The following is a 23,814-nucleotide window of genomic DNA, read 5'->3' on the forward strand; positions in this document are numbered from 1 at the left end:
TTGGTGCGGATGGGGGACTTGAACCCCCACGGCCGAAGCCACCACCCCCTCAAGATGGCGTGTCTACCAATTCCACCACATCCGCATACAATTCTGTATGATGTTAAGCTGTTTGATTTACTGAGGAGATAAATCGCTTAACAATAATTAGCAACGCTAATTAATTTGGTACGTCAGAGCTTTTCTCTTCTGTCACTGGCACATCAGTTTGTGCTGGAGTAACAGTTTCAACAGCTGGCGCAGCCTCTAGGTTTTCCCACTCGTCCGTCTTTTTAATTTGACCGGCAGTCAGGTTACCTAAAACAATACTTAACACGAAGAAAATCGTTGCAAGAATTGTTGTTGTTTTTGTCATGAAGTTGCCTGCACCTGATGAGCCAAACACTGTAGCAGACGCACCTGCTCCAAATGATGAACCCATATCAGCGCCTTTACCTTGCTGGATTAAAACCATACCAACAAGCGCTAAAGCAACAATTAAATAAACTACTAATAAAATTTCGTACATCTTATACGGTCCCTTTTGCACTTTCACAAATAGCAGTAAATGATTCTGCTTTTAGACTTGCGCCGCCTATTAGGCCGCCATCTATATCTGGTTGTGCAAATAATAATTCGCTATTTTTTTCATTCACGCTACCACCATATAAGATGGTTAGCTGTTCAGCTAAATCACTATCCGCAGAAGCAATTTTCTCACGGATAAATTTATGTACAGCTTGCGCTTGCTCAGGAGAAGCAGTCTTACCTGTGCCAATGGCCCAAACGGGCTCGTATGCTACCACAGAATTCTTCAGTGCTGCTACACCTAATTTGTTAATTACAGCATCAATTTGTGCTGCAACCACTAATTCGGTTTCATTCGCTTCACGTTGTTCTTCGCTTTCGCCAACACATAAGATAGGTGTTAAACCAACGTGTTGAGCGCGAGCAAATTTATCCGCAACTACCGCATCAGATTCACCATAAATACTGCGACGCTCTGAATGCCCTACTAAGGTATACGTTGCGCCTAAGTCTTTAATCAGCTGAGCATCTACTTCACCCGTAAACGCACCCGCTTGGTTTTCTGAGACCGTTTGCGAACCGACAACAACATTTTGTTGTTGCAGCGAACTTATCAACGGGAATGGTGGAAACACCACAATATCAAGTTCATCAGACTGAACATTTTTGATAGCGTTTGCTAATTGTTCAACAAGTTCTAACGAACCGTTCATTTTCCAATTGCCTGCTACCATTGGCTTACGTGTTGCCATATTTCCACTCCACATTAGAAAGCGGGCAAGATACTAACTCGACTTGCCCAAAGTTACAAGAGGTTATTGTTATCCCTCGGTTTGTTTGCTCACAGATTCGACAATTTCAGCAATTTTTTGTGCGCTGTCTAGTACTGTTTTCTCTTGATCAGCCTCTACCATTACGCGAACAACAGGTTCTGTCCCCGATTTGCGAAGTAGAACACGCCCTGTATCACCTAATTTTTCTTCGATTTGTGCCACAATATCGATAACAGCTTGTGCTTGCGTTGGATCCGTACCTTGAGGGTAACGAACATTGATCATTTTCATCGGGTATTTTGTAAAGCCAGCACCTAAGTCTTGCAGTGTTTTATTCTGTGCAACCATGGCAGCTAACACCTGCAAACTCGAAATAATACCGTCACCAGTACTAATTAAATCAAGATTCAATACATGGCCTGAGCTTTCGCCTCCGATTTTCCATCCTTTCTCTTGCAAAAGCTCCATGACATAACGATCGCCAACTTTACTGCGAGCAAAATCAATACCACGCGCTTTTAATGCATTTTCAAGCCCCATGTTTGACATGACCGTGCCAACAACACCCCCACCCAACATATCGTCGTTTGCAGCTTGGCATGCAATAATATAAACAATGTCATCACCATCGAAGACACGTCCGTTGTGGTCAACCATCATCACACGGTCACCGTCACCGTCGTACGCAATACCAACATCGGCATCATGCTCAAGTACTTTGCGCTTGAGTGTTTCAACGTGAGTTGCACCGCATTCAAGGTTAATGTTGACACCATTTGGTTCACACGCATGACAAATGACTTCTGCACCAAGCTCACGCATAACAGACGGGGCTATATGATAAGTTGCGCCATTAGCACAATCTAATACGATTTTTAGACCCTCTAATGATAAACCTTGAGGGAATTGGCTTTTACAAAACTCAATATAACGGCCATCAGCCGTTTCTAAACGACGCGCTTTACCTAATTTATCTGAAGCTACGCAAGTCATTGGCTCTTCCATCATGGCTTCAATTTCAAGCTCAACTTCATCCGCTAGCTTCAAACCACGACTAGAGAAAAATTTAATCCCATTATCATGATAAGGGTTATGTGATGCACTAATAACGATGCCAGCTTCAGCACGGAAAGTTTGCGTTAAATAAGCAACCGCAGGGGTCGGCATAGGGCCAAGTAAAACAACATCAATGCCTGCAGCAATAAGACCTGCTTCCAGTGAAGTTTCTAACATATACCCAGAGATACGCGTGTCTTTACCAATAATAACCTTCTTGGTACCAATTTTTGATAATACGCGTCCAGCTGCCCAACCAAGTTTTAATGCAAACTCTGGAGTAATAGGGTATTCGCCCACCATGCCACGAACGCCATCCGTGCCAAAAAATTTTCTTGTTTTACTCATTTATAATTCCTTTCTTACATGCTTGCCATACGGTCAACACATCTAAAGTTTCTGAAACATCATGCACACGAATGATTTTTGCCCCATTTTGGGCAGCAATTAAAGCACCTGCTAAACTGCCAGCTAAACGCTCATCCGTGCTTTTATTTAATAAATTACCAATCATGGATTTGCGTGATAAACCCGCAAGGACCGGTAAATTGAATTGATTAAACTCGTCAAACCTATTAAGAATTTCGTAGTTATGCGCGAGCGTTTTCCCAAAACCGAAACCGGGATCTAAAATAATACGTTGTTGCTGAATCCCCGCTTGCTCACATGCTTCGATACGCTCGGAAAAAAAGTCATTAATATCTGCAAATAAATCCTCATACTGTGGATTACTTTGCATCGTGCGAGGTTGTCCTTGCATATGCATCAAGCAAATTGCAACGTCAGGGTATGCAGATAATACTTCAATAGCACCGGGCTCTTGTAATGCCCTAACATCATTAATGATATCTGCACCCGCTAAAATAGCCTGACGCATGACCTCACTTTTGCTGGTATCAATAGAAATTATACAGTCGCTTGTTTTTCTGAGCGCTTTAACCAGAGGGATAACACGGTCAAGCTCATCTTCCAATGAAACGTCAGGGGCACCAGGGCGTGTCGATTCACCGCCAATATCAATGATTTTTGCGCCTTGTTCTAAGAGTGTATGAGCTTGTTTGACAGCGCTGTCTAGTTGGCAATAATTGCCGCCGTCTGAAAAAGAGTCAGGAGTGACATTTAAGATCCCCATCACAACAGGGGTATCGAGGTGTAAAGTGCGGCCTCGAGGTAAACTAACAGTGGTCATCTATCACCTATACTGCTTCCATGGCGAATGTTTAGGTGCTGCACCTAAACGATTTTTTATGTCGCTACAAAAAAGCCCCGGCAAGCGGGGCTTTTGCTAATCGTATTTTAACGATTATTCAGCTTTGTCATCAAGGTTTGTTTCATCCTTTTTTACTGAATCATCCGATTTTGACTCTTCAGCAACAGGTTCAGCCTTGGCAGCTGGTTTTTTATCATCTGGACGACGGTCATGCATGTCACGCGGTTCGCGCACTGGCTGACGAGCCATTAAATCGTCAATCTGACCCGCATCAATTGTTTCGTACTTCATTAATGCATCTTTCATCGCGTGTAAGATATCAATATTGTCTTTTAAGATTTGCTCAGCACGTTGGTAATTACGATCTGAGAACAAACGAATTTCGCTATCGATAACTTTTGCTGTTTCATCTGACATGCTCATGGCACGGCTTCCACCGCCACCCATGTACATCTCGTTTTGATCTTCAGCATACAGCAGTGGACCTAACTTTTCGCTTAAGCCCCATTGAGTAACCATTTTACGTGCGATGTCTGTCGCGCGCTCAATATCGTTACTTGCCCCTGTGGTTACTTTGTCTTCACCATAAATCAGAGCTTCTGCAATACGACCACCGTAAAGACTAGAAATCATTGACTCTAGTAACTCTTTAGAGTGACTCACACGGTCTTGTTCAGGCAAGTACATCGTAACACCTAGTGCACGACCACGTGGAATAATAGACACCTTATAAACAGGGTCGTGTTCTGGCACCATACGGCCCACAATCGCGTGACCTGCTTCATGATAAGCGGTCATCTCTTTTTCTTGTTCGCTCATCACCATGGTCTTACGCTCTGCGCCCATCATGATTTTATCTTTTGCTGCATCAAACTCAGCCATGCTAACAACACGCTTGTTGCCGCGCGCTGCATATAGCGCCGCTTCATTTACCAAGTTTGCAAGGTCAGCACCTGAGAAACCAGGTGTACCCCGTGCAATCACAGCGGCCTCAACGTTATCGCCTAATGGCACTTTACGCATGTGCACTTTCAAGATTTGCTCACGACCACGAATATCAGGTAAACCAACTACAACTTGGCGGTCAAAACGACCCGGACGTAATAACGCGGGGTCAAGTACATCTGGGCGGTTTGTCGCTGCAATAACGATAATACCTTCATTACCTTCAAAGCCGTCCATTTCTACTAGCATTTGGTTTAGAGTTTGCTCACGTTCATCGTGACCGCCCCCCATGCCTGCACCACGTTTACGACCTACCGCATCAATTTCGTCGATAAAGATGATACACGGGGCTGCTTTTTTCGCTTGTTCGAACATGTCACGGACACGTGATGCACCCACACCAACAAACATTTCTACGAAATCAGAACCTGAAATTGTAAAAAATGGTACTTTTGCTTCACCAGCAACCGCTTTCGCTAAAAGAGTTTTACCCGTACCCGGAGGACCTACCATAAGTACGCCTTTAGGGATACTACCACCCAGCTTTTGGAATTTTGATGGATCACGTAAGAAGTCCACTAACTCTGTGACATCTTCTTTCGCTTCATCACACCCGGCAACATCAGCAAACGTTGTTTTAACTTGATCTTCGCTCATTAGGCGGGCTTTACTCTTACCGAAAGACATCGCCCCTTTGCCGCCACCGCCTTGCATTTGACGCATGAAGAAAATCCACACACCAATAAGCAGTAACATTGGGAACCAAGAGATTAAAATGCTGGCGAGGAAAGACTGCTCTTCAGGCTTAACACCTTTAACATTTACATTGCTTTTCAATAAATCATTCAAAATGTCTTTATCATACATTGGCATGATAGTTTGAAAGCGCTCACCATTTGTTTTGGTACCTGTAATGGTGCCGGTTGTGCTTTCAATAGAGACCTCTTGAATAGCGCCGCTACGTGCGTCACTAACAAATTGAGTGTAACTTGTTTGGCGATCTGCTTGATCACCACCATTAAAGCTCTGAAACACTGACATTAGCACAACTGCAATGACCAGCCAGAGTATTAGATTTTTCGCCATATCGCTCAAGGGGTTAACCTCTTGTATCCAATTAATTTAAATTCAACTTAACGCAGCACAACTGTACTACAGTTTGTAGCCTGTCGCCACTATATAAACTTCCCGAGAACGGGCACGCGAAGCATCGGGCTTTCTAATTTTTACCGCCTTAAAGCTATTACGTACGTCCTGTAAGTATTGATCAAATCCTTCTCCTTGGAATACTTTGACACAAAAAGCGCCATTTTTCTTCAAAACTTGATGACACATGTCGAGCGCAAGTTCGACAAGATACATACTACCAGCTTGATCAACTGATGTATTGCCACTCATATTCGGTGCCATATCAGAAAAAACGACATCAACATTTTTACCGTCAATACGTGTTAATAATGCATCAAGCACAGCTTCTTCACGGAAGTCACCTTGCAAAAAATCAACACCTGCTAAAGAATCCATCGGTAAGATATCACAGGCAATAACCTGCCCTTTATCACCTACTTTTTCAGCTAAATACTGAGACCAGCTGCCGGGTGCGGCCCCTAAGTCAACCACTGTCATAGCCGGTTTAATTAATTTATCTTTATTTTGAATTTCGTCTAATTTGAATACCGCACGAGAACGCCAACCTTTCTTTTGCGCTTCGTGAACATAAGGATCGTCGAAATGTTCCTTCAACCAACGCTTAGAACTGGCTGAATGTTTTTTGTTTGCCATAAAATTAATACGTAACTAATTAGTAATATTCTCTAGATGGCGTTAGAATACCCTTAATTCAAGCCATATTCAGCAAAATTTGTAACATCATGAAATTATCGAACAAACAAAAGCAGTTTTTAAAAGGTCAAGCACACAGTTTAAAACCGGTTGTATTACTTGGTGCAAATGGTTTAACAGAAGGCGTTTTAGTTGAAATCGAAAGCGCACTTAATATTCACGAGCTTATCAAAGTAAAAGTACCTACCGACGAGCGTGAGACTAAAGCATTGATTTTTGATGCAATTGTTCGCGAGACCGGCGCAGAAAAATTACAAACAATTGGTCATACAATTGTGCTTTATCGCCAAAGCGAAGAGAAAAAAATTCAGCTTCCTCGCGGCTAATTTTGCAACAAAGTCATGCAATAAACTAAAAGCCAGCGCAGAGCTGGCTTTTTTGTAACTAAATTTTATTACTTAAGCGTTTTATCTTCTCTAACGAACTTAAGCGTCCGATTTATAAATTCGGTGGTTAATTCGTTGATCAATCCTGTCTCGGCATTGAGTACTAAGCTAAAACCAATATTTAAATAAGGAAACACCACTAAATCACTTCGGTAACCTTGCACCCAGCCACTATGATAATAAAGTACTTCATCATCATAGTTGTATACCCGCCATCCAAGCCCGTAATATGCATCTTTAACATGACTGCGCCACACTCTTCGACGCGTCTCTTTTTTGGTGTGTGTATACGGTCGGGTTTGTTTGATTAGTGCATCTAAAGGCAATACTTCGGGGTATTGACCTAGCTGCGCGTTAAGCCAAATAGCCATATCGTTTGCGCTGGCATTAACCCCTGCGGCAGCTGCAACCTTGTAGTAATTTTTCTTTAACCGAGATGTATACCACCGTTTTCGGCCACGAACATGAGGGTGAGCAAAATTATCGTCGCGGACCATGCCATCATAACCCACACTCGCATCGACCATTTTAAGGGGGGCAAAGATATATTCAGAAATCCAATGCGTGTAGTCCATTTGAGTCGACTTTAAAATCACCGAGTCAATTAAGCTAAACATCACATTTTGATAACCGTAACATTCACCCGGCTTACATATTGGTTGCACGCTCAGCAGTTGCTCGACGATATCAGGGTAACTCATTCGCGATTCAATCAGATTATCATACGCATTCGGCACTAAGCCGCTTGAATGACTTAAAATATGGTAAATTTTTAAATCATCTTTATAAACGGTATTGGAAAACTCAGGAATAAACTTACTCAGAGGATCATCGATATTAAACTCCCCCTGCGCAGCAAGTTTTGAGGTTAATGACCCTGCAAAAGTTTTTGATACGGATGCCAAACGAAAACGCGTGTGTTTATCAACCTTTCGGCCATTGTCTATTTTTGTGCGGCCTATCCCCCGCACAAAATCATCTTCTCCGACTTTAACAATTGAAAGCGCTCCACCTGGAATACCTTTACTTCTTAATTTTCGAGATAAGTACGTATTGTAATCGTCTAAAAATGTCTGCCATTGTGAACCGCTACCTGCAGCCTGACTGCTAAAAGAGAGCAGTAAAAGAAATGAAAATAGACAAATGATAATAGGTGCTGAGTACTTCATTATTTATTTTTTTAATCTGTTTCGGAAGTTTCTCATAACATAATATCATGAACTTTTGCTTCGACTAACGTACAATGCGCACAATCTTAACTTTTTTCATGGGTAGACTTATTTTTATGCGCTTACTTGTCGTTTTGCTTTTTACTTTAATTTCAGCCGGTTGTGCCCTAAGACCAGAACCAGCTCCGTTGTTAGTAATGCCAGAAAAGCCATTGCTACAAAGCCAACGTTATCAAATAAAGTATGAAACAGACCATGCAGCACCTAAAGTTAAGTCTGTACAGTTACCGGCTCATACTGTCAGTAAAAATCAAACAGTGACGATTGTTGCCGACAAAACGAGCGTGACAGATACGCTTTATTCACAAATTTCTGAATCGTTAGTGGCAAAACAATTAAAGGTTGTTGATGAAGGTCAAGCGGATTACACGCTCTCAATCCATCAATTAGATTTAGAGTTGGTTGCTGACACTGAGTACACACTCGTAAAACCACAAAAACCATTTCCTTTATTTGATGATATCGCGGCTCAGTTCCCAACTAAGCAGTGTGCAACAATGCTTGGACAAGTGAGTATGCGTTTAACACATAAAAAAACCGGTGATGTAGTTTGGTTTGCAAAATCGTCTATCGATAGCGCAAGCTTTCACCGCGAGCCACTTATTTACAGCTTTGAACAGCAGCAAATGATTAAAAATGAACTCGAAGTTGCCAGTTTCATTCATGAGCAAAATACTGAGCAAGCTCGTCTTGAGCGCATTAACAAAAACATTGAGATACCTGCTTATCAAACCATTTCACGTATGACAGCTCTAACGAAAGAACAAGGCCCGTGTAATCGTACAGAGATAAGCGCGCTGACACCGATGATGCAATACTACCTCACCAGTATTTTAATCGACAAAATTAAAGTCCAGTGAGTCATCTATAAACGCTCACACTGTTAATGTGGCTGCTTTTCTTACCTACTACCCTCAAGGAAAGCAGCGTTTAATTTAAGCCACACTTTTTAACACACCTGATTACACCCCTACATTTTTTTACAGATTTCGGGAACTCATTAACAATATACTATATCCTAGTACGAGCTTATTTTTATTAGTAACAAGGATGACAAACTTGCGAGCCTGCAGCGCCCTTTTATTTATCTACTTATGCATTTTTAGCACGTCGAGCCAAGCAAGTAATCGTTATTACGCCGACAATACACTCGAACCAAGCCAAGGTTTTGCCTGGGATTGGGGAATTGGTGCAGGGTATTATGCTGAAGATTCATACCTTGTTGGCATGGACTCCTATAATGATGGATTTGAGCCCGATATCCATCTTGCTGTCTCTTACGAGAAATTTTACCTCGATTACGACCAAAGCCAATTAAGTGGTGGCCTTTCTCTTGGCTACAGCATTATAGATAAATTTGAGTGGGGTCTTGATATTGTCGGGACGAATGTTCAATCAGGGTTTGACGAAACAGGTTTAACGTTTTACGGCGACGATGTTATCGCGGAACTTGAGGGAATAAAACGCCGTAATTATGATTTTGATGTTGGTCTTCGCCTGTCCCGCCGCTTTGAAAATTCACACATTTCTTTTGAATATTTACACGATGTATCTGGCACTCATAATGGCTGGGTAATGAATTCATTTTTTAGTCAGATCATTCCATGGCGAAACTGGGAATTTCGTTCAGGTGTTGGCCTAAGTGCCTACTCAAGTGACTTTACCAATTACTATTTTGGGATTTCGCAGCCCGAATCACGCGCTGACAGACCTCTGTATATCCCAGATACATCATACAGTCTCATTTTTGAGTTTCATGCGGAATACCCGCTTAATCAGCACTGGGTCTTTTTAACGGGTTGGTTATCAACTTGGTTTTCAAATGACATTCATCAAAGCCCTATTATATCGCAAGAGTATCAGCATAAAGCCAAGGTAGGCCTGCGCTATGTTTTTTAAATACTACTTTTTGTTCGCCTTACCCATTGCACCCGTCAATGCACAAGAACAGACAGCCGATAGCAATACTCTTGTTGCAATACCTGATACCTGTGTGGCACTGCGTGAAGGACGAAATTGTTACGCTGATGTTGAGGTTTCTTGGCGACAGCAGCAAATAGGAAACTACTGTTTACGTAATTCCGACAGCAAACATATTATTCAATGCTGGCTTATGCAGCACAAAGGGCTGTTTAGGTATGAGTTTGACTCTACAGAAACGGTCGGATTTGAGTTGATTAATAGTGATAATGGAAAAATTGTCGCCTCTACTGAAATACAGTTACAGTGGGTATATAAAAACCGTCAGAAAAAACGTCGTTGGCGACTGTTCTAATACCATTCCGCTTAATTAAGTGGTCTATTTTGAGGCAATAAAACCGCGTTGATAACAAGGCAAAAATTTAGTTATTTAGTTGTTCTAAATCAGAAATTTTTAACGCAGGTAGCGACTGGTTTGATCACTCAAAATGATTAAGTATTTTTGCGGATTGGTATAACTATTAGGAGTAGATAATGGAGCATTACGGAACAATTTTACTCGTTGAAGATGATATTTCTTTGGCGAATTGGGTAGCCGAATACTTAACAGAGCAAGGTTACAATACCACACTTTGCCAGCGTGGCGATCTCGTTGTTGAACAAGTTCGCACCTCACCGCCCGACCTCGTATTACTGGATATTATGCTACCGGGGCAAGATGGCATCAGCGTTTGTCGCGACTTAAGGCAGTTTTATCATGCCCCCATTATTATGCTGACCGCCCGAGATGATGAAATGGATGAGGTTATTGGTCTAGAAGTGGGTGCCAGTGATTACATGATGAAACCTGTGCGTCCTCGAGCATTACTCGCCCGTATTAAAGCGGCTCTTCGTTCTCAGTCTGACAAACAAGACTCAGCCACTGAATCGAGTATTATTACAGTAGGCAAGTTAGCGATTCATACCGATTCTCGCACGGTTTACTTTAATGATGAAGAAGTTCATATATCAAGTGCCGAATATTTATTACTGCACTACCTTGCGAGTAATGCCGGCCAAGTTGTCTCAAGAGACGCCGTTTTCAAAGCAACAAAAGGGCGAGAATACGACGGTTTGGACCGTAGCGTTGATGTGCTTATTTCATCATTGCGGAAAAAATTCAGTGATGATCCTCAACATCCCGAAAAAATAAAAACAATTTGGGGACGAGGTTATCTACTGGTCGCCACGGCTTGGCAATAGATTTAAACCTGTGAAAAAGTTTTATATTTCTCTTCTTGGCAGCGCACTTATCTCAATTATTGTATTGGGCTGGCTAATTGACGCCTTTAGTCAGCAAACTCATACACCACAGGATGAGTTTTATAACCAAACACAAATGATTAAAGGCTTTGCTAAACAACTGGCTGCTATGGCCCCGACCGAGCGTGAACGGGCAATAAAACAGTTAAACAGCGACTTTAATGTGCAACTTGAATATAGACCCACCCAATCACTCGCACTGCCTCATACATTACTGCAGCAAATAACCCAACCTAACGGCTTAATTCTTGAAGATCAACAAGGTTACTATTTACTGTACAGTGAAGCCTCTCTTGGAGCACATCATCTAAAAATGCGCCTTGGTAAAGACCCTATACACGACCAAGGCAACGACGTGTTACTTACGCTTTTATTTTATGCTGGCTTGTGTGTTTTTATGGGCTTTATCATTACCCCTCTCGCAAAACGCTTAACAGTATTAAATGAAGCGGCAAAACGATTTGCTAAAGGAGACTTAAGCAGCCGTATTCATGTGTCTCATTTCACGTATATACGAGATGTTGAGCTGACATTTAACCGAATGGCGAGCCAAATTGAGAAGCTATTAGACGAAAATAAATTAATGGCGTCGAGCTTGTCTCATGATATCCGCACGCCTATTGCCTGTTTACGATTTGGTTTAGAAGCCGCACAAGACTGTCCAAATGAAGAAAAACGTCTTGAGTATTTAGCACGCATGGAACAAGACCTTGATCAAATGGAGTCTATGCTAAAAAGTTATCTCGCATTTGCAACGTTAGAACAAAAAGCGAACCAGTTAACTTTTAATAAATCAGATTTACACAGTTACTTACTGACTGTAATCCATCAAGTAGAGCCAAAGTTAGAGCAACGCGCTTTACATTTAGAGCATGATATTAAGACAGGATATATTTGCGCTGATCTTCATTGGTTAGCTCGCGCAATTGTAAATTTATTAAGTAATGCATGCGATTTCGCACACTCAGACATCCTCATTACAGCGCACTGCTCACCAGAGCTCGTGGTGATAAACGTAGAAGATGACGGACAGGGGGTCAATGAGCAAAACTGGCATAAAGTATTTAGTCCCTTTTTCCAAGAACAAACTCACCGTAACCGTGATGGAGAAAGTTACGGGCTTGGCCTTGCAATCGCAGCCAAAGTCGCAGATTGGCACCACGGAACCATCAGTGTATCTAAGAGCAAAAAGCTCGGTGGCGCTTGCTTTACACTTTCAATTCAGAATAAAAGCCCCTAAAAATGTTTCAATTGTGTTAATTCTTTCGTATTGTTACGCCCAATAGATTGAAATCTACGCTGACACGACACACGGTAAGACATAGAGCAAAATTGCCCGTCATTAACCCTTTTTATTTAGCGTTAATTCAAGTAGATTGTCAGCGCCGTCACAAATAGAGAAGTAAAAATAATATGAGCGCATCACGCGGGGAGTTCAGCTCTCGCTTTGGATTTATTATGGCAGCTGCAGGCTCTGCGGTTGGCCTAGGAAACATTTGGGGTTTTCCCACTCAAACAGCAAGTAATGGCGGTGCCGCATTTTTAGTTGCTTATTTAATTTTAGCATTTTGTTTAGCCTATCCGGCGTTAATGGCAGAGCTTGTCATAGGACGTCATGGTCAAGCAAATGCGGTTAGCGCTTTGCGTAAGGTAACCAATCAAGCGTGGCAAAAGAAGTTTGCGTTTTTAGTTGGGTTTGGGGGCATTATCTGTGCAGGCTTAATCCTCAGTTTTTATGCCATTGTTGCCGGATGGATGTTAAGTGCAACACTTGAACCCATTGCTCAATTAACAGGGCAAGAGCAAGCCCAGACCTGGCTAAGTGAGCAGTCACTCTCAAGAAACATCATTTTTACCGCCGCGTTTATTATTTTAACGATTGCTATTATTTCAAAAGGTGTCGAAAACGGTATTGAAAAATGGTCAAAGCGCTTAATGCCTGCGTTACTGGGTATTCTGTTTATGTTGATCATTTACGTAATGACACAAGAAGGTGCTGTTGAAGGTCTTAAAGCTTATTTAGTGCCTGATTTTTCGTCTATTTTGAACCCTGAGTTGTTAGTCAACGCGCTAGGACAAGCCTTCTTTTCACTGTCTTTAGGCACCAGCGTAATGATCATTTACGGCTCGTATATAAGTAAAAAAGAAAACCTCGTTTCACTTGGCGCCTATGTCACGTTGATTGATGTATTTATTGCGTTTGTCGCGGGTTTACTAATTATTCCAGCCATGTATGTTGCGCAAGCGCAAGGTGTGCAAATTTTCTCAGCTGAGGGCACCCTGCTTTCTGAAGATACATTGGTATTCCAAGTGTTACCGGCCCTATTCACGAGCATGGGCTATGTGGGTATTTTTGTCGGCTTCGCCTTTTTTGCACTAATGAGTATTGCGGCATTAACATCGTCAATCTCGATGCTTGAGGCGCCGGTATCATACGCTGTTGAACGTTTTGCACTGAAACGTCTGCAAGCAACGTGGTTAATAGGCGGGTTAATTGCGCTCGTTAGTTTTACTATTGTGTGTAACCTTGGCTCATTATTTGGCTTTGTGATCACACTGACCACAAAAATAGCGCAACCACTGCTTGGCTTAATGTGCTGTATTTTTGTTGGCTGGATTTGGCATCGCAGTGCGTTACTAAAAGAGATTCAACAGGGCTGCCCAGAAGCCGGCAATAGCTTTTTTTGGAAAGTATGGCCTTGGTATATCAAGTTTGTATGCCCCATTGCTATCGCACTCGTGTTTGCAAACTCACTGTTAAGTTAACAAATTTTGCAGTAGCCCTGTGGCTACTGCAAACACATATCTTGGTGTGGTATTCCATCTTCAAGGTAATCTTCACCCACACACTTAAAACCAAACTGTTGATAAAAATCGACTAAATAGCATTGCGCGCCAATTGTAATAGCTCGCTCAGGCCAATGTTGCTGGCAAGTATCAATGGCCGTTTGCACTAACTGTTTTGCCAGACCTTGACCGCGAAAATCAGCAGTCACTAACACCCGCCCAAATGCACTCAATTCAGTACTTTTTGGGTAACAACGAGCATAAGCCGCAAGCCTATTGTCCTTAAATAAACACAAGTGCAACGTTTCTTGATGGTTATCAATATCGTCTATTTCAGGGTATGGACAGGTTTGCTCTACCACAAATACATCCACTCTGGCGCGAAGTATACTCAATAACTCATCTTTGTTTAACGCACCATAAGTCTTAATTGAAAACATAACTCCCCTTTAATAACAAAAAACCCAGCCAAAGCTGGGTTTCTAGGTTTTTAGCTTGGCGTATTATGCGAACAATCGTTCAAGCTGATCACACAATTGCGATAAATTCACATGATCATGTTCAATGGTTAAATCAACATATCCATCGCCTCTAAAGGCACGGTCAAGTTCAATCAACACATGTGTTTTATGGGCTTCAGGCACAAAAGACAATTCGATTTCTTGTAATCCAAATAAACTGCGGCTATTCGGTCTGTATTCTAGTTCTTGATAGCAACCTGAATGTGATTGAAAGGTAGGCGCTCGCAAGTACCCTTTTTCGACATCAGCCTTCACCAAATTAAAACCAAGCTTGTCCATTGCTTGCATTAAGGTGCTTACCGCATCATTCGGATACACATGGAGCGAATCACGGTCTGTTGGGTCAAGTGCCATATCAATATCTAAGCCTGTTTCAATCCAAACATGCGACTGATTATACCCCGCGTTGATCTCTGTCATTGGCGTTTCAGAATGTAAACGCGCCTCGAAAGGAATGTGCTTTTCTTCACCCGCGCCAATTGTACCAATCTCGTTAATACGCCACTTTTCTATAATGTGATTGGTGAAGTAATCTCCATCATCACTTTGTACCTTCACGCGCGTCATTAACGCTAAGTCTAAGCCCGCGATTTCCTGTTCAACATCCCCGCCTTTAATCACAATGACAGCGTTAAATTTTTGGCCGGGTTGTAAATGTTCTGTCTCTAGTACAGTGTCTACTTTTGCTGCACCAATACCAACTGATGCAAGGATTTTCTTAAACATCTTTTCTCCTTAAGCCAGGTTCTATAACAAATTGGCTTAAATTCCTTCGTTACTGCATCTTAACCACAATTAAAAGCTAATGTCAGCGAAAAAATGTTACTTTTGGCGCATTAATCAATAAATAACGCAAAAGTGTTTATTTTTTAAACTCTTTATATTCGTTAGTGTTTTCCAATATAGAATATTTCGCTACACTCATAACAAATGAAGTCAAAAGAAGAATTATGGAACTTATATACTTTGCTACCGCGTTTGTATGTGGCTTTGCTGTTTATCAGCTAAAGCTTCCTCCCCTTATTGGTTTTTTGTTGGCGGGCTTCGCCCTCAACTTATATGGCTACAAAACAACAGAACTACTCAATACTCTCGCAAGCTTAGGTGTAACACTTCTTCTGTTTAGCATCGGCCTAAAACTGAAAGTCTCTAACTTAATAAAACCCCAAGTCTGGGCACCAGCCTCTATTCACATTGTGCTTAGTAGCACGTTATTCAGTGCTTTTATGCTATTGCTGGGTGCGCTTGCACTGCCCCTTTTTGATCAGCTCACGTGGCAAAGTGCCTTACTCGTTGGCTTTGCATTTAGTTTCTCAAGTACTGTATTTGCAGTTAAAGTACTTGAAGAGCGCGGAGAAATGGCAAGCCTACACGGTAAAATCGCTATCGGTATCTTAGTGATGCAAGATATCTTCGCGGTTATTTTCTTAGCCATTAGTACGGGCAAAGCACCTAATATGTGGGCACTGGCACTATTAATAGGCTTACCTGTTTTACGCCCCCTTATGTTTTGGGTGCTCAACCGTTCAAAACACGGTGAACTATTGCCTTTATTTGGTTTTTTCTTTGCACTCGTACTTGGATATCAAGCATTTGAATTTGCAGGCCTTAAAGGTGATTTAGGCGCGCTTATCATCGGTATGATGTTTGCGTCGCACAAGAAAGCCGGTGAGTTATCAAAATCACTACTTAATTTGAAAGATATTCTTCTTGTAGGGTTTTTCTTAAATATTGGCTTAAATGCAGAACTAACGACTCATGCCGTGTTAGTTGCCATGGTGATTGTATTTGTATTACCTATCAAAGTGGCGCTTTATTATGTACTGACTAATCTCTTTAAACTACGCGCGCGTACCTCACTGTTAAGTGCTTTTAGTCTCTCTAACTACAGTGAGTTTGGGTTAATTGTGTGTGCTGTTGCAGCAAGTAGCAATATGATCACCAGTGAATGGCTTGCTGTAATGGCTATTGCCGTATCTGTTACCTTTATATTGGCGTCTCCTTTAAACAAACGTTCAAACGAAATTTATGTCAAACTAGAAAACTGGCTGCTCAAATTTGAAAGCGATACGCGACTTGCCGAAGAGTTACCAGTAAACCTAAATGACACAAAAATTGTTATTTTTGGCATGGGTCGTATTGGCACTGGTGCGTACGAAACGATTAGTCAAACACACCCTAATCTCGTTGCAGGTATTGATATTAAGCCCGATGTGGTAGAAAAACATATTAAGCGTGGCCGACGGGTACTCATAGCAGATGCGACTGACCCTGATTTTTGGCAACGCGTAAATCATTCTCATGTGGGCATGGTTATGCTCGCAATGCCAAAACATATGCAGAATATTTTTGCCCTTGAACAGTTACGTGCCTCGGGTTATCAAGGCCAAGTTACTGCTATTGCGAACTATCCAGATCAGCAAAAAGAACTAGAAGATATGGGCGTAGATTCAACCTATAACTTCTATTTAGAAGCCGGTAGTGGCTTTGCTGAACATGTAAAACAAAAACTTTTTTCTTGATGTAAAAAATAATTCTCAGCACCTAATTATGGTACTGAGAATTATTTTCATTATATTCATATACTTGCTTAGACATAAAAATTAACCCCATACCTGACGTACCCGCCCTAGGTCATTCTTATTTACAAAGCTTTACATGCAAATTAGCAATCATTGTCAAAAAAGGAGTAAACTGGGCTTAGATACTACGCTAAGTATCTATTTTTAACACAAAAAAAGTTTATCAGTCTGCTTGCGTACTTCATGATTTATGCACTACTGTTAGACTGTTTAAGGTTGTTTAAATGAAAAATAAGTTTACCAGAGAATCTTTAGCAAACACGGATGATGCACATTCCGGGAAACTTGTAGATATTCAACAGCAGCTTGATGAGTTACAACAAAATGGCATGACAGCGATGGATATTAGAACTGTGCTATTCAACAAGATGCTCGATGTTTATCAAGTTCCGCGTGATCATTTTCTTCGTGACAGTGAAACACCTGAGCGAATTGACGACCCGACTATCGTAACGAGGCTCAAGCAGCTTGGGTTTTCGAAAAAGAGTCGCCAACAACTACATTAGCATTCAGTATTATTTTGCAGTAGTCATTCCGAGGGCCTACCTCCCTCACTAAATAGGCTGTTTCTTGCCCGTCACAGCCTATTTTCTCTTTCCTATTTGCCGTATCATTCATAATAAATATAAGTCCAATTGAGACAGTAATGGATACAGCCCAATTAAAGCTCGCGATAAATACAAAAATGCCGTTTGGAAAGTACGCTGGTCGCCCCCTCTTATTGCTACCTGAACCCTATCTTGTATGGTTTAAACAGCAAGGATTTCCAGACACACAACTTGGCGCGCAACTAGCAATGATGTACGAAGTAAAACTCAATGGTTTAGAGAAAATGCTGATGCCATTATTAGATGAAAAATAATTTCAATTTTCGTGAACTTTTACTTTTGAACGTAGTCTATTACTTTGCTACTTGTTTATTTTTGGTTTTAACCACAGAAAAAGCGCCTAAGGCGCTTTTTTTATGTCTGCTAATGAGTGACTACACGTTAGCTTAACGAAGAGAGTTATGCTGAAGTAAAAAACCGTGTAATAACGAAGGTAATACTTTGTGATTGAGGTGCCTTGGCAATTGCTCCTGCACTGTTCGACTTCCTACACATGCAGTCGCCAACCAGAAGTTTTTAACACAACTGACGTCAAGCGTTAGGTTTAGTCACTCAAAATGATGACGTATTAATGCACAGTGGTATAGTCTAGCTTATAGAGGCGAATAATAAATTTTGCCCCACCCAGCTCAGAATTACCCAGTTCTGATTGCCCTTGATGCCAGCTTACAATTTTTGCCACGATAGCAAGACCTAAACCAAATCCACCGGTTTTTTTATCTCGACTCTTATCTAAACGTGTAAATGGCTTAAATACACTCTGCCACTCACTTGGGGCAATACCTGGGCCATCATCTTCAACATTGAGCTGTATATAATCAGGAAATTCTTGCAAACTCACTTGAATTTTATGGGCTGCATACTTTTGAGCATTCCCCAGTAAATTTTGAATGCAGCGTGCCATAAAGTGCTCATCACATTCGTAGTAGAGCTCTGCCGGCGCATTCAATTGCACATCAATGTTAGTGGCAAACTCTAGTTTATTCACAACACTATTAATCAATGCCGTTAAATCACAAGGGCGACGCGTTAAACTTGGCTGATGGGAATCAAGGCGGGCATATTCAAGCATTTCTGACACTAAGGCTTCAAGCTCAGCAATGTCTGCTTGCATGTTATCGATGTAATCGAATGACTTTTCATTTTCTATTTGCTCTTCAAGCATAGCAACCGCAAATTTTAACCGTGCTAAAGGCGTTCTAAACTCGTGAGAAACTGATGAAGTAAGCTCTTGTTGGGCTGCAAGCAAATATTGGATGCGTTCTTGCATCGCGCTTAAGGTATCGGTGATTGGTAAGAAAAATGATTTAGACGCATCATGAAGTTCAAAATCTTGTGCGCCACCGACCGCCTCACAAGCAAGTGTCAGCTTATTGAAGTCGCGCCACAGTAAGAAACTCCATAAGCCTACAGGCACACCAATCACGGTTAATAATAGAAAGTAAGGCCAAACCGAGCTAAGACTTGGATTGGACACTGAAAAAGGACCCACATGCAACAACTGCTTATCATTCAGTGCTATGTACCAAATGACTTCTTGTTGGTGATTAAAAAGATAAAGGTGTTTATCAGCGTTTAACTTGGCGTTTAATTCTTCAGGTAAAGCGACATCATTACGGTTAATGCGTTCGCTATTAAACGCTTGCTGTAATTTTTCTAGTCCCTCTTCTGTTTGACTTAAGAGCCAGAGAGATTTCCCAAACTCTTGGTCGAGGGCGATGTGTTGTTGAGTATCTTCATAGGGCCAAAGTTGCTCAATGACCCCACTAACCAGAAACAAAGAAACTATTATATAAAGGTATAAGCTTGCAAACAGTTTCCCCATTAATACTTACATTTCCCATGCATCAGATACGAACAAATAACCTTGTCCCCACACCGTTTTTATACGATAAGGCTTATCACTGTTATCACCCAGCTTTTTACGGATCCGTGATACACGTACGTCAACTGTACGGTCTAAACCATCGTATTGGCGACCAATCATATGTTGATGAACATGCTCACGACTTAGCACCTCACCTGCATTTGACGCTAATAACCAAAGCAATTCAAATTCATGAGACGTAAGTGTAATTTCATTACCTTTGAGTGTAACAATGCGACTGGTTTTATCAATGCTTAAATCGCCAAAGGTAATTTCTTCAGGGGTTTTGTTTGTTGCTTGGCCACGGCGAAGTAATGCATTAATTCGTGCAAGTAAAACACGCGGCTCAGCCGGCTTAATGACGTAGTCATCAGCACCAAGCTCAAGACCAATAACTTGGTCAAAGTCTTCACCTTTTGCTGTCAGCATTAAAATCGGTAGGCTATATTTATCGCGTACCTGACGGCATACACTAAAGCCATCTTTACCGGGTAACATAACGTCTAGAATCATTAAATCTACCGGGTTGTTTTCAAGGTAATCAAACACTTCATCGCCGCGTTCAAGGACCGCAACATCCAACCCGTTATGCTGAAGATAGTCCCGTGTTAACTGTTGTAAACCGAGATCATCTTCAACAAGTAAAATCTTTGCCATTGGTTGCTCCTGAATTAAAATAAGCTCCACGGTGAGCGTAATCTGCGTCTCGTTGTTTTTGCTTCAGTGCTTTGCACTTCAACTTTAGCTGTTGCAATTTTACTCCCCGTGTGCGGATTGATTAAGGAGTATATTGTTTCAACCTGAACACGCGCTTTATGATGTAACTGCGCTTTTCGAGTGTTCTTCCAGCATTGAATTTGCTGATTATTTTGGTACAAACACACATCTTCAGGCTGCGCCACTTGCCAACTTATTTTTAACTGAAGATCGCAAAAATCATGCTGCTGTAAAACAACACACACTTTGGGTGAGATAGCTAAGTGAGTCGCTTGTGCGTGACTCGGGAACCCCCAAATAACAGCAACAAACACACACAGACTTAAAACAAAATACTTCATATTAAAAAATATGATTGAATCCTATAAAAGCAGTCATTGAATACGTGTGTTCAAAAAGCGGACTGTCATCCACGGCTGAGTAGTCATAATATGCTAAATGAAAACGAAGAGAGTTAGTCTCACTCAGAGGCCAACGGGCGTCGATTTTAGCATAAGGTTGCCAGCTACTGCCAACACCAATTACCCCATTTAAAGACTCTTCGGCAAATAAACCATAAAAATAATCATTTAGTTTGGCTGATTTGTACCAAATGCCTACGCTCGGCATTATTTCAAGGTCATCGACTTGATAATGTGCTTGCCATTGTAATGCACTTCGCATTCCTTGGTAGACCCCAGATACATCAGCTAAAGCTTGAAAAGAGAAAATATGGTTATCACGTACGTAGTGGTAGCTCACGCCCGCATCAAGTGCCCAACGACGTTTACGTACATCGTCAATTGTCACCCTTTTCTTAACGAGTTCGTCACTGGTCGTTGATTCAACCATGAAGCTATTTGATGTTTGCAGTGCAAACACATTACTTGGATGAAAATCAATAAAAAAGCGAGTTTCAGGATTAAACTCGGTCACAAAGTTAACAACGTGTGAAGCACTTTCATGAAAAGAATAACCGAGGCGGCCATTATCAAAAAACCACTTTTCGCTGTAATAGGCTATTTCAGGTAGCACTACTAAGGGTAAATTTTTACCACCATGTAGCGGGTTCGTCATGACACCAATACCCGCATTAACACTTACGTGCCAGCGATTAATATCGATTTCTTGACTAGCCACACGGCTTTCACGTTCAGTGCGTGTTGATTCATCGGCATAGACTTTACTTGAAAGCAAAAGCAGCACAGAAAAAACGATTACGCACATCCTGATCGTCTGAGACTTCATTATTATTGTTACGACCAAAGAGAATTATGCAATGACACCATACTACCAAGTTGTGAATAAACTGTCCTTAGCAAGTTACAACTATTCACAAATTTGATACATTTATACGCAGTAAGTCTGTCACTTTGTTACTCTTCAATAATTTCTATGCGATTACGACCGTGCTTTTTAGCGAGATAAAGTGCCTTATCAGCTTTTTTAATGAGTTGATTTGGTTGACTATTTGTTGATTTAATTGCAACACCAAAGCTTGCGGTAACATAACCCAGTACAGTCGTGGAAGCAGGATCTTTAATGTGTAATTTTGTGATGGCTAAACGCAGCTGTTGAGTAAAGTTAGTCATATCACTGATGCTGGTAAACTGCGCAGTGAAACAGAACTCTTCTCCCCCATAACGATAAACTTGGCCAACACTTGCGACATACTTCAGTAATTTTACCGCAACAGCACGTAAGACTTGATCACCTTTTTGGTGACCAAAAGTGTCGTTAAATACTTTAAAGTGGTCAATATCGACCATCACTAGCACAGCGATTTCGGCTAAATCATCACGCTGACAAAAAACGGTAATATCTTCATCAAATTTGCCGCGATTAAAAAGCCCAGTGAGCGTATCTTTTTCAGCCTTTCTTTTTGAATCAATCAGCTCTTGTTTTAGCGTTATAATTTTTGCATATGCTAGGGCTAGTTGATTTTGAAAATCTTGCGTGCGATTTTGTAATGCGGCTGATTCGTTAGTTAAACGCTCAACACAGTGAAGTACATCATCGAAGCCTCTTTCTTTACTAATATCAGCATCGTGTAACTTCTCCCTGCATGCATATAATACCTGATTAAACTGCGTTGATTGATTAAGCGCTGCAGTTAAATCATGTTGGACTTGCCCTACAACATCATCAAAACTATTCGAAAGCTGATTAAATAAGGATAGGTCATTGGCTGAAAGGTACTTGTTAAATAAGTAGTTAGCTTGCTCATAACTACAGCCATTAAATCTGCTAATAAAGCCATCCAGCTCTTTATTTAAATCATGGTTCTTGTCACTAACATAGCAATACCAAATTGCATAATTAAGCGGCGTTATGGGAATTTTATATTTCACCATTAATGGAATGGCTAGCTTTAAACAGTGGCTAGAATAACCTAAAGAATGAGCGGCTTGAGCAGACAATACCATGTGTCGTTGCCATGAATTTTTATTATTTTAAATTACGGTAGCAACACATTGAAAAAAATCAATAAAAAAGCAATTTCACAGATATAAACCAGTACAAACCACGAGTTAAACTTAAAAAAACCATACTAAATAACTATAAAAAAGCAATGTACCTATACAAAAACAGAACAACAAAAAGAACCAAATCAAGCTCATACGCCCAATCAAATAAGCGAACACAACGGTATTAGATTGCCTGTTGAGTTAACGATTGCGCAATACTCCAAATCGCATTCAGTGCCGGGTCATGCCGCTCTTTATTGAGTACCGCTAAACCAATTTCAAAACCGGGAATAGTTTGTTCGGCATCACTAATAATTTGAACTTTATCTTTTAGCGGACTGTTGTCGAGCACGATCTTCGGCACCATTGCCACCCCTAAACCCAAACTCACCATTGATACCATGGCTTCATGCCCCGCTACTTGCGCATAAATTCGACCATGAATGCTTTTCTTACGCCACCACTGCTCTAAACGCTGTCGAGATAACCCCTGCTCTGCCACGATAAACTCAAGGTTTGACCAGGCAATATTATTTTCATCTTTAAGCTGCTCACTAATAGGACACACAATTTTAGGAGCAATGAGTACCAAAGGCGAGTAACCAATACTGGTGAATGCTATTTGCCCAGGTAACTTAGCAGGTTTTGCTGCAATGGCCATGGCTTCATGACCATCTAAAACCCGATTAATAGCCAGTGCTGGATCACCCGTATTTAAAGTTATTTCAATATAGGGATGCTGCATCCGTAGCTGTTCTAATATCTGATGTAAAAAACTATACGAGGCGGTGACCGAACAATAAACACTCACATTACCGTATATATGCTGCTGTGGCTCTTGTACATTCGCTTTGAAACGGTGCCAATTCGCTAACGTTGCGTTAGCATATTCAATAAAAGACTCACCCTCTCGAGTTAATTTAACCGTGCGATTATCTCGATTGAACAAGACGACGCCAACCTCCTCCTCAAGCTGCTTAATGTTTCGGCTCAGTGTCGGAGCACTGATATGGCACAGCTCACTGGCCCTCGCAAAGTGTAATGTTTTCGCCAATGCTAAAAAGTAATGTAGATGCTTGTGATCCATAATCTCACCATTTCATTTTATGAAACAC

Annotated in this window: 25 protein-coding genes and 1 tRNA gene; 10 read left to right on the forward strand and 16 right to left on the reverse strand. The window is 41.3% G+C overall.

The features are described from left to right. Position 1 precedes the first annotated feature (1 nt). The 7 genes from H3302_RS10380 to rlmE form a co-directional block, all read right to left on the reverse strand. A tRNA-Leu gene (locus H3302_RS10380) sits at positions 2-85 on the reverse strand. A gap of 75 nt (positions 86-160) precedes the next feature. Next, the gene (gene secG, locus H3302_RS10385) at positions 161-508 is read right to left on the reverse strand and encodes a preprotein translocase subunit SecG (RefSeq protein ID WP_036967228.1); all 348 of its coding nucleotides are present in this window, start codon (positions 506-508) and stop codon (positions 161-163) included. Between the two features lies 1 nt (position 509). Continuing rightward, entirely contained in the window at positions 510-1,259 is a 750-nt protein-coding gene (gene tpiA / locus H3302_RS10390) for a triose-phosphate isomerase (RefSeq protein ID WP_036967226.1), read from the reverse strand. A 69-nt stretch (positions 1,260-1,328) separates the two neighbouring features. Further along, entirely contained in the window at positions 1,329-2,684 is a 1,356-nt protein-coding gene (glmM, locus tag H3302_RS10395) for a phosphoglucosamine mutase (RefSeq protein ID WP_182395118.1), read from the reverse strand. After that, positions 2,677-3,525: a dihydropteroate synthase gene (gene folP / locus H3302_RS10400; RefSeq protein WP_182395120.1), complete on the reverse strand. Its 849-nt coding sequence runs from the start codon at positions 3,523-3,525 to the stop codon at positions 2,677-2,679. Before folP ends, glmM begins: the two co-directional genes overlap by 8 nt. Before the next feature lie 114 nt (positions 3,526-3,639). After that, on the reverse strand, positions 3,640-5,586 hold the full coding sequence (gene ftsH, locus H3302_RS10405) for an ATP-dependent zinc metalloprotease FtsH (protein WP_176714535.1): 1,947 nt from the start codon (positions 5,584-5,586) through the stop codon (positions 3,640-3,642). A 57-nt stretch (positions 5,587-5,643) separates the two neighbouring features. Next, complete coding sequence (rlmE, locus tag H3302_RS10410; RefSeq protein WP_036967218.1) at positions 5,644-6,273, reverse strand: 23S rRNA (uridine(2552)-2'-O)-methyltransferase RlmE; 630 nt, start codon at positions 6,271-6,273, stop codon at positions 5,644-5,646. Positions 6,274-6,362: 89 nt separating this feature from the next. On the opposite strand from rlmE, the gene yhbY reads away from it, so the two are divergent. Beyond that, positions 6,363-6,659 (forward strand): ribosome assembly RNA-binding protein YhbY, encoded by a 297-nt coding sequence (gene yhbY / locus H3302_RS10415; RefSeq protein ID WP_036967216.1) that lies wholly within the window; start codon positions 6,363-6,365, stop codon positions 6,657-6,659. 68 nt (positions 6,660-6,727) lie between these two features. Here yhbY and H3302_RS10420 read toward each other — a convergent pair whose 3' ends face one another. Next, the gene (locus tag H3302_RS10420) at positions 6,728-7,888 is read right to left on the reverse strand and encodes a serine hydrolase (protein ID WP_036967213.1); all 1,161 of its coding nucleotides are present in this window, start codon (positions 7,886-7,888) and stop codon (positions 6,728-6,730) included. A gap of 116 nt (positions 7,889-8,004) precedes the next feature. On the opposite strand from H3302_RS10420, the gene H3302_RS10425 reads away from it, so the two are divergent. The 6 genes from H3302_RS10425 to H3302_RS10450 all read left to right on the forward strand — a co-directional run bounded on the left by H3302_RS10425 (position 8,005) and on the right by H3302_RS10450 (position 13,936). Continuing rightward, positions 8,005-8,808: a hypothetical protein gene (locus H3302_RS10425; RefSeq protein ID WP_036967210.1), complete on the forward strand. Its 804-nt coding sequence runs from the start codon at positions 8,005-8,007 to the stop codon at positions 8,806-8,808. Positions 8,809-8,998: 190 nt separating this feature from the next. Continuing rightward, the gene (locus H3302_RS10430; RefSeq protein WP_036967207.1) at positions 8,999-9,847 is read left to right on the forward strand and encodes a MipA/OmpV family protein; all 849 of its coding nucleotides are present in this window, start codon (positions 8,999-9,001) and stop codon (positions 9,845-9,847) included. Then, on the forward strand, positions 9,837-10,223 hold the full coding sequence (locus H3302_RS10435; protein WP_036967206.1) for a DUF3019 domain-containing protein: 387 nt from the start codon (positions 9,837-9,839) through the stop codon (positions 10,221-10,223). Before H3302_RS10430 ends, H3302_RS10435 begins: the two co-directional genes overlap by 11 nt. Before the next feature lie 179 nt (positions 10,224-10,402). After that, positions 10,403-11,110 carry a response regulator transcription factor gene (locus tag H3302_RS10440; RefSeq protein WP_036967204.1) on the forward strand — a complete coding sequence of 236 codons (708 nt, stop codon included), beginning with the start codon at positions 10,403-10,405 and terminating at the stop codon, positions 11,108-11,110. A gap of 10 nt (positions 11,111-11,120) precedes the next feature. Next, positions 11,121-12,410 carry an ATP-binding protein gene (locus H3302_RS10445; RefSeq protein ID WP_182395122.1) on the forward strand — a complete coding sequence of 430 codons (1,290 nt, stop codon included), beginning with the start codon at positions 11,121-11,123 and terminating at the stop codon, positions 12,408-12,410. Between the two features lie 173 nt (positions 12,411-12,583). Next, positions 12,584-13,936: a sodium-dependent transporter gene (locus H3302_RS10450; protein ID WP_182395124.1), complete on the forward strand. Its 1,353-nt coding sequence runs from the start codon at positions 12,584-12,586 to the stop codon at positions 13,934-13,936. Between the two features lie 23 nt (positions 13,937-13,959). Here H3302_RS10450 and H3302_RS10455 read toward each other — a convergent pair whose 3' ends face one another. Continuing rightward, positions 13,960-14,397, reverse strand: coding sequence for a GNAT family N-acetyltransferase (locus H3302_RS10455; protein ID WP_065978105.1), 438 nt, complete (start codon positions 14,395-14,397; stop codon positions 13,960-13,962). A 63-nt stretch (positions 14,398-14,460) separates the two neighbouring features. Then, complete coding sequence (locus H3302_RS10460) at positions 14,461-15,204, reverse strand: sporulation protein (RefSeq protein ID WP_065978106.1); 744 nt, start codon at positions 15,202-15,204, stop codon at positions 14,461-14,463. A 224-nt stretch (positions 15,205-15,428) separates the two neighbouring features. Here H3302_RS10460 and H3302_RS10465 point away from each other — a divergent pair, with 224 nt between their 5' ends. From H3302_RS10465 to H3302_RS10475, 3 genes are all read left to right on the forward strand, one after another. Continuing rightward, positions 15,429-17,000, forward strand: a complete 1,572-nt coding sequence (locus H3302_RS10465) for a cation:proton antiporter family protein (RefSeq protein WP_036967189.1) — start codon at positions 15,429-15,431, stop codon at positions 16,998-17,000. 284 nt (positions 17,001-17,284) lie between these two features. Continuing rightward, positions 17,285-17,566, forward strand: a complete 282-nt coding sequence (locus H3302_RS10470; RefSeq protein ID WP_036967185.1) for a hypothetical protein — start codon at positions 17,285-17,287, stop codon at positions 17,564-17,566. A gap of 140 nt (positions 17,567-17,706) precedes the next feature. Beyond that, positions 17,707-17,922, forward strand: coding sequence for a DUF3820 family protein (locus H3302_RS10475; RefSeq protein WP_065978107.1), 216 nt, complete (start codon positions 17,707-17,709; stop codon positions 17,920-17,922). A gap of 314 nt (positions 17,923-18,236) precedes the next feature. Here H3302_RS10475 and H3302_RS10480 read toward each other — a convergent pair whose 3' ends face one another. The 6 genes from H3302_RS10480 to ilvY all read right to left on the reverse strand — a co-directional run bounded on the left by H3302_RS10480 (position 18,237) and on the right by ilvY (position 23,786). Continuing rightward, a complete protein-coding gene (locus tag H3302_RS10480; RefSeq protein WP_182395126.1) occupies positions 18,237-19,493 on the reverse strand; it encodes an ATP-binding protein in 1,257 nt (418 codons plus the stop codon). A gap of 6 nt (positions 19,494-19,499) precedes the next feature. Further along, positions 19,500-20,192 carry a response regulator gene (locus tag H3302_RS10485; RefSeq protein ID WP_036967170.1) on the reverse strand — a complete coding sequence of 231 codons (693 nt, stop codon included), beginning with the start codon at positions 20,190-20,192 and terminating at the stop codon, positions 19,500-19,502. A 14-nt stretch (positions 20,193-20,206) separates the two neighbouring features. Continuing rightward, a complete protein-coding gene (locus H3302_RS10490) occupies positions 20,207-20,593 on the reverse strand; it encodes a DUF3019 domain-containing protein (protein ID WP_036967167.1) in 387 nt (128 codons plus the stop codon). A gap of 1 nt (position 20,594) precedes the next feature. Then, positions 20,595-21,458: a MipA/OmpV family protein gene (locus H3302_RS10495; protein ID WP_182395128.1), complete on the reverse strand. Its 864-nt coding sequence runs from the start codon at positions 21,456-21,458 to the stop codon at positions 20,595-20,597. 149 nt (positions 21,459-21,607) lie between these two features. Then, a complete protein-coding gene (locus H3302_RS10500; RefSeq protein ID WP_182395130.1) occupies positions 21,608-22,657 on the reverse strand; it encodes a GGDEF domain-containing protein in 1,050 nt (349 codons plus the stop codon). Between the two features lie 226 nt (positions 22,658-22,883). Continuing rightward, positions 22,884-23,786, reverse strand: coding sequence for an HTH-type transcriptional activator IlvY (ilvY, locus tag H3302_RS10505; protein WP_182395133.1), 903 nt, complete (start codon positions 23,784-23,786; stop codon positions 22,884-22,886). Positions 23,787-23,814 lie beyond the last annotated feature (28 nt).

The organism is Pseudoalteromonas sp. MT33b (assembly GCF_014117385.1).
GTDB lineage: Bacteria > Pseudomonadota > Gammaproteobacteria > Enterobacterales > Alteromonadaceae > Pseudoalteromonas > Pseudoalteromonas lipolytica.

Bases quoted from the DNA above. Each gene is read 5' to 3' on its own strand.
- secG (WP_036967228.1), bottom strand. From the start codon at position 508: ATGTACGAAATTTTATTAGTAGTTTATTTAATTGTTGCTTTAGCGCTT.
- tpiA (WP_036967226.1), bottom strand. From the start codon at position 1,259: ATGGCAACACGTAAGCCAATGGTAGCAGGCAATTGGAAAATGAACGGT.
- glmM (WP_182395118.1), bottom strand. From the start codon at position 2,684: ATGAGTAAAACAAGAAAATTTTTTGGCACGGATGGCGTTCGTGGCATG.
- folP (WP_182395120.1), bottom strand. From the start codon at position 3,525: ATGACCACTGTTAGTTTACCTCGAGGCCGCACTTTACACCTCGATACC.
- rlmE (WP_036967218.1), bottom strand. From the start codon at position 6,273: ATGGCAAACAAAAAACATTCAGCCAGTTCTAAGCGTTGGTTGAAGGAA.
- yhbY (WP_036967216.1), top strand. From the start codon at position 6,363: ATGAAATTATCGAACAAACAAAAGCAGTTTTTAAAAGGTCAAGCACAC.
- H3302_RS10420 (WP_036967213.1), bottom strand. From the start codon at position 7,888: ATGAAGTACTCAGCACCTATTATCATTTGTCTATTTTCATTTCTTTTA.
- H3302_RS10425 (WP_036967210.1), top strand. From the start codon at position 8,005: ATGCGCTTACTTGTCGTTTTGCTTTTTACTTTAATTTCAGCCGGTTGT.
- H3302_RS10430 (WP_036967207.1), top strand. From the start codon at position 8,999: ATGACAAACTTGCGAGCCTGCAGCGCCCTTTTATTTATCTACTTATGC.
- H3302_RS10435 (WP_036967206.1), top strand. From the start codon at position 9,837: ATGTTTTTTAAATACTACTTTTTGTTCGCCTTACCCATTGCACCCGTC.
- H3302_RS10440 (WP_036967204.1), top strand. From the start codon at position 10,403: ATGGAGCATTACGGAACAATTTTACTCGTTGAAGATGATATTTCTTTG.
- H3302_RS10450 (WP_182395124.1), top strand. From the start codon at position 12,584: ATGAGCGCATCACGCGGGGAGTTCAGCTCTCGCTTTGGATTTATTATG.
- H3302_RS10455 (WP_065978105.1), bottom strand. From the start codon at position 14,397: ATGTTTTCAATTAAGACTTATGGTGCGTTAAACAAAGATGAGTTATTG.
- H3302_RS10460 (WP_065978106.1), bottom strand. From the start codon at position 15,204: ATGTTTAAGAAAATCCTTGCATCAGTTGGTATTGGTGCAGCAAAAGTA.
- H3302_RS10465 (WP_036967189.1), top strand. From the start codon at position 15,429: ATGGAACTTATATACTTTGCTACCGCGTTTGTATGTGGCTTTGCTGTT.
- H3302_RS10470 (WP_036967185.1), top strand. From the start codon at position 17,285: ATGAAAAATAAGTTTACCAGAGAATCTTTAGCAAACACGGATGATGCA.
- H3302_RS10475 (WP_065978107.1), top strand. From the start codon at position 17,707: ATGGATACAGCCCAATTAAAGCTCGCGATAAATACAAAAATGCCGTTT.
- H3302_RS10480 (WP_182395126.1), bottom strand. From the start codon at position 19,493: ATGGGGAAACTGTTTGCAAGCTTATACCTTTATATAATAGTTTCTTTG.
- H3302_RS10485 (WP_036967170.1), bottom strand. From the start codon at position 20,192: ATGGCAAAGATTTTACTTGTTGAAGATGATCTCGGTTTACAACAGTTA.
- H3302_RS10490 (WP_036967167.1), bottom strand. From the start codon at position 20,593: ATGAAGTATTTTGTTTTAAGTCTGTGTGTGTTTGTTGCTGTTATTTGG.
- H3302_RS10495 (WP_182395128.1), bottom strand. From the start codon at position 21,458: ATGTGCGTAATCGTTTTTTCTGTGCTGCTTTTGCTTTCAAGTAAAGTC.
- H3302_RS10500 (WP_182395130.1), bottom strand. From the start codon at position 22,657: ATGGTATTGTCTGCTCAAGCCGCTCATTCTTTAGGTTATTCTAGCCAC.
- ilvY (WP_182395133.1), bottom strand. From the start codon at position 23,786: ATGGATCACAAGCATCTACATTACTTTTTAGCATTGGCGAAAACATTA.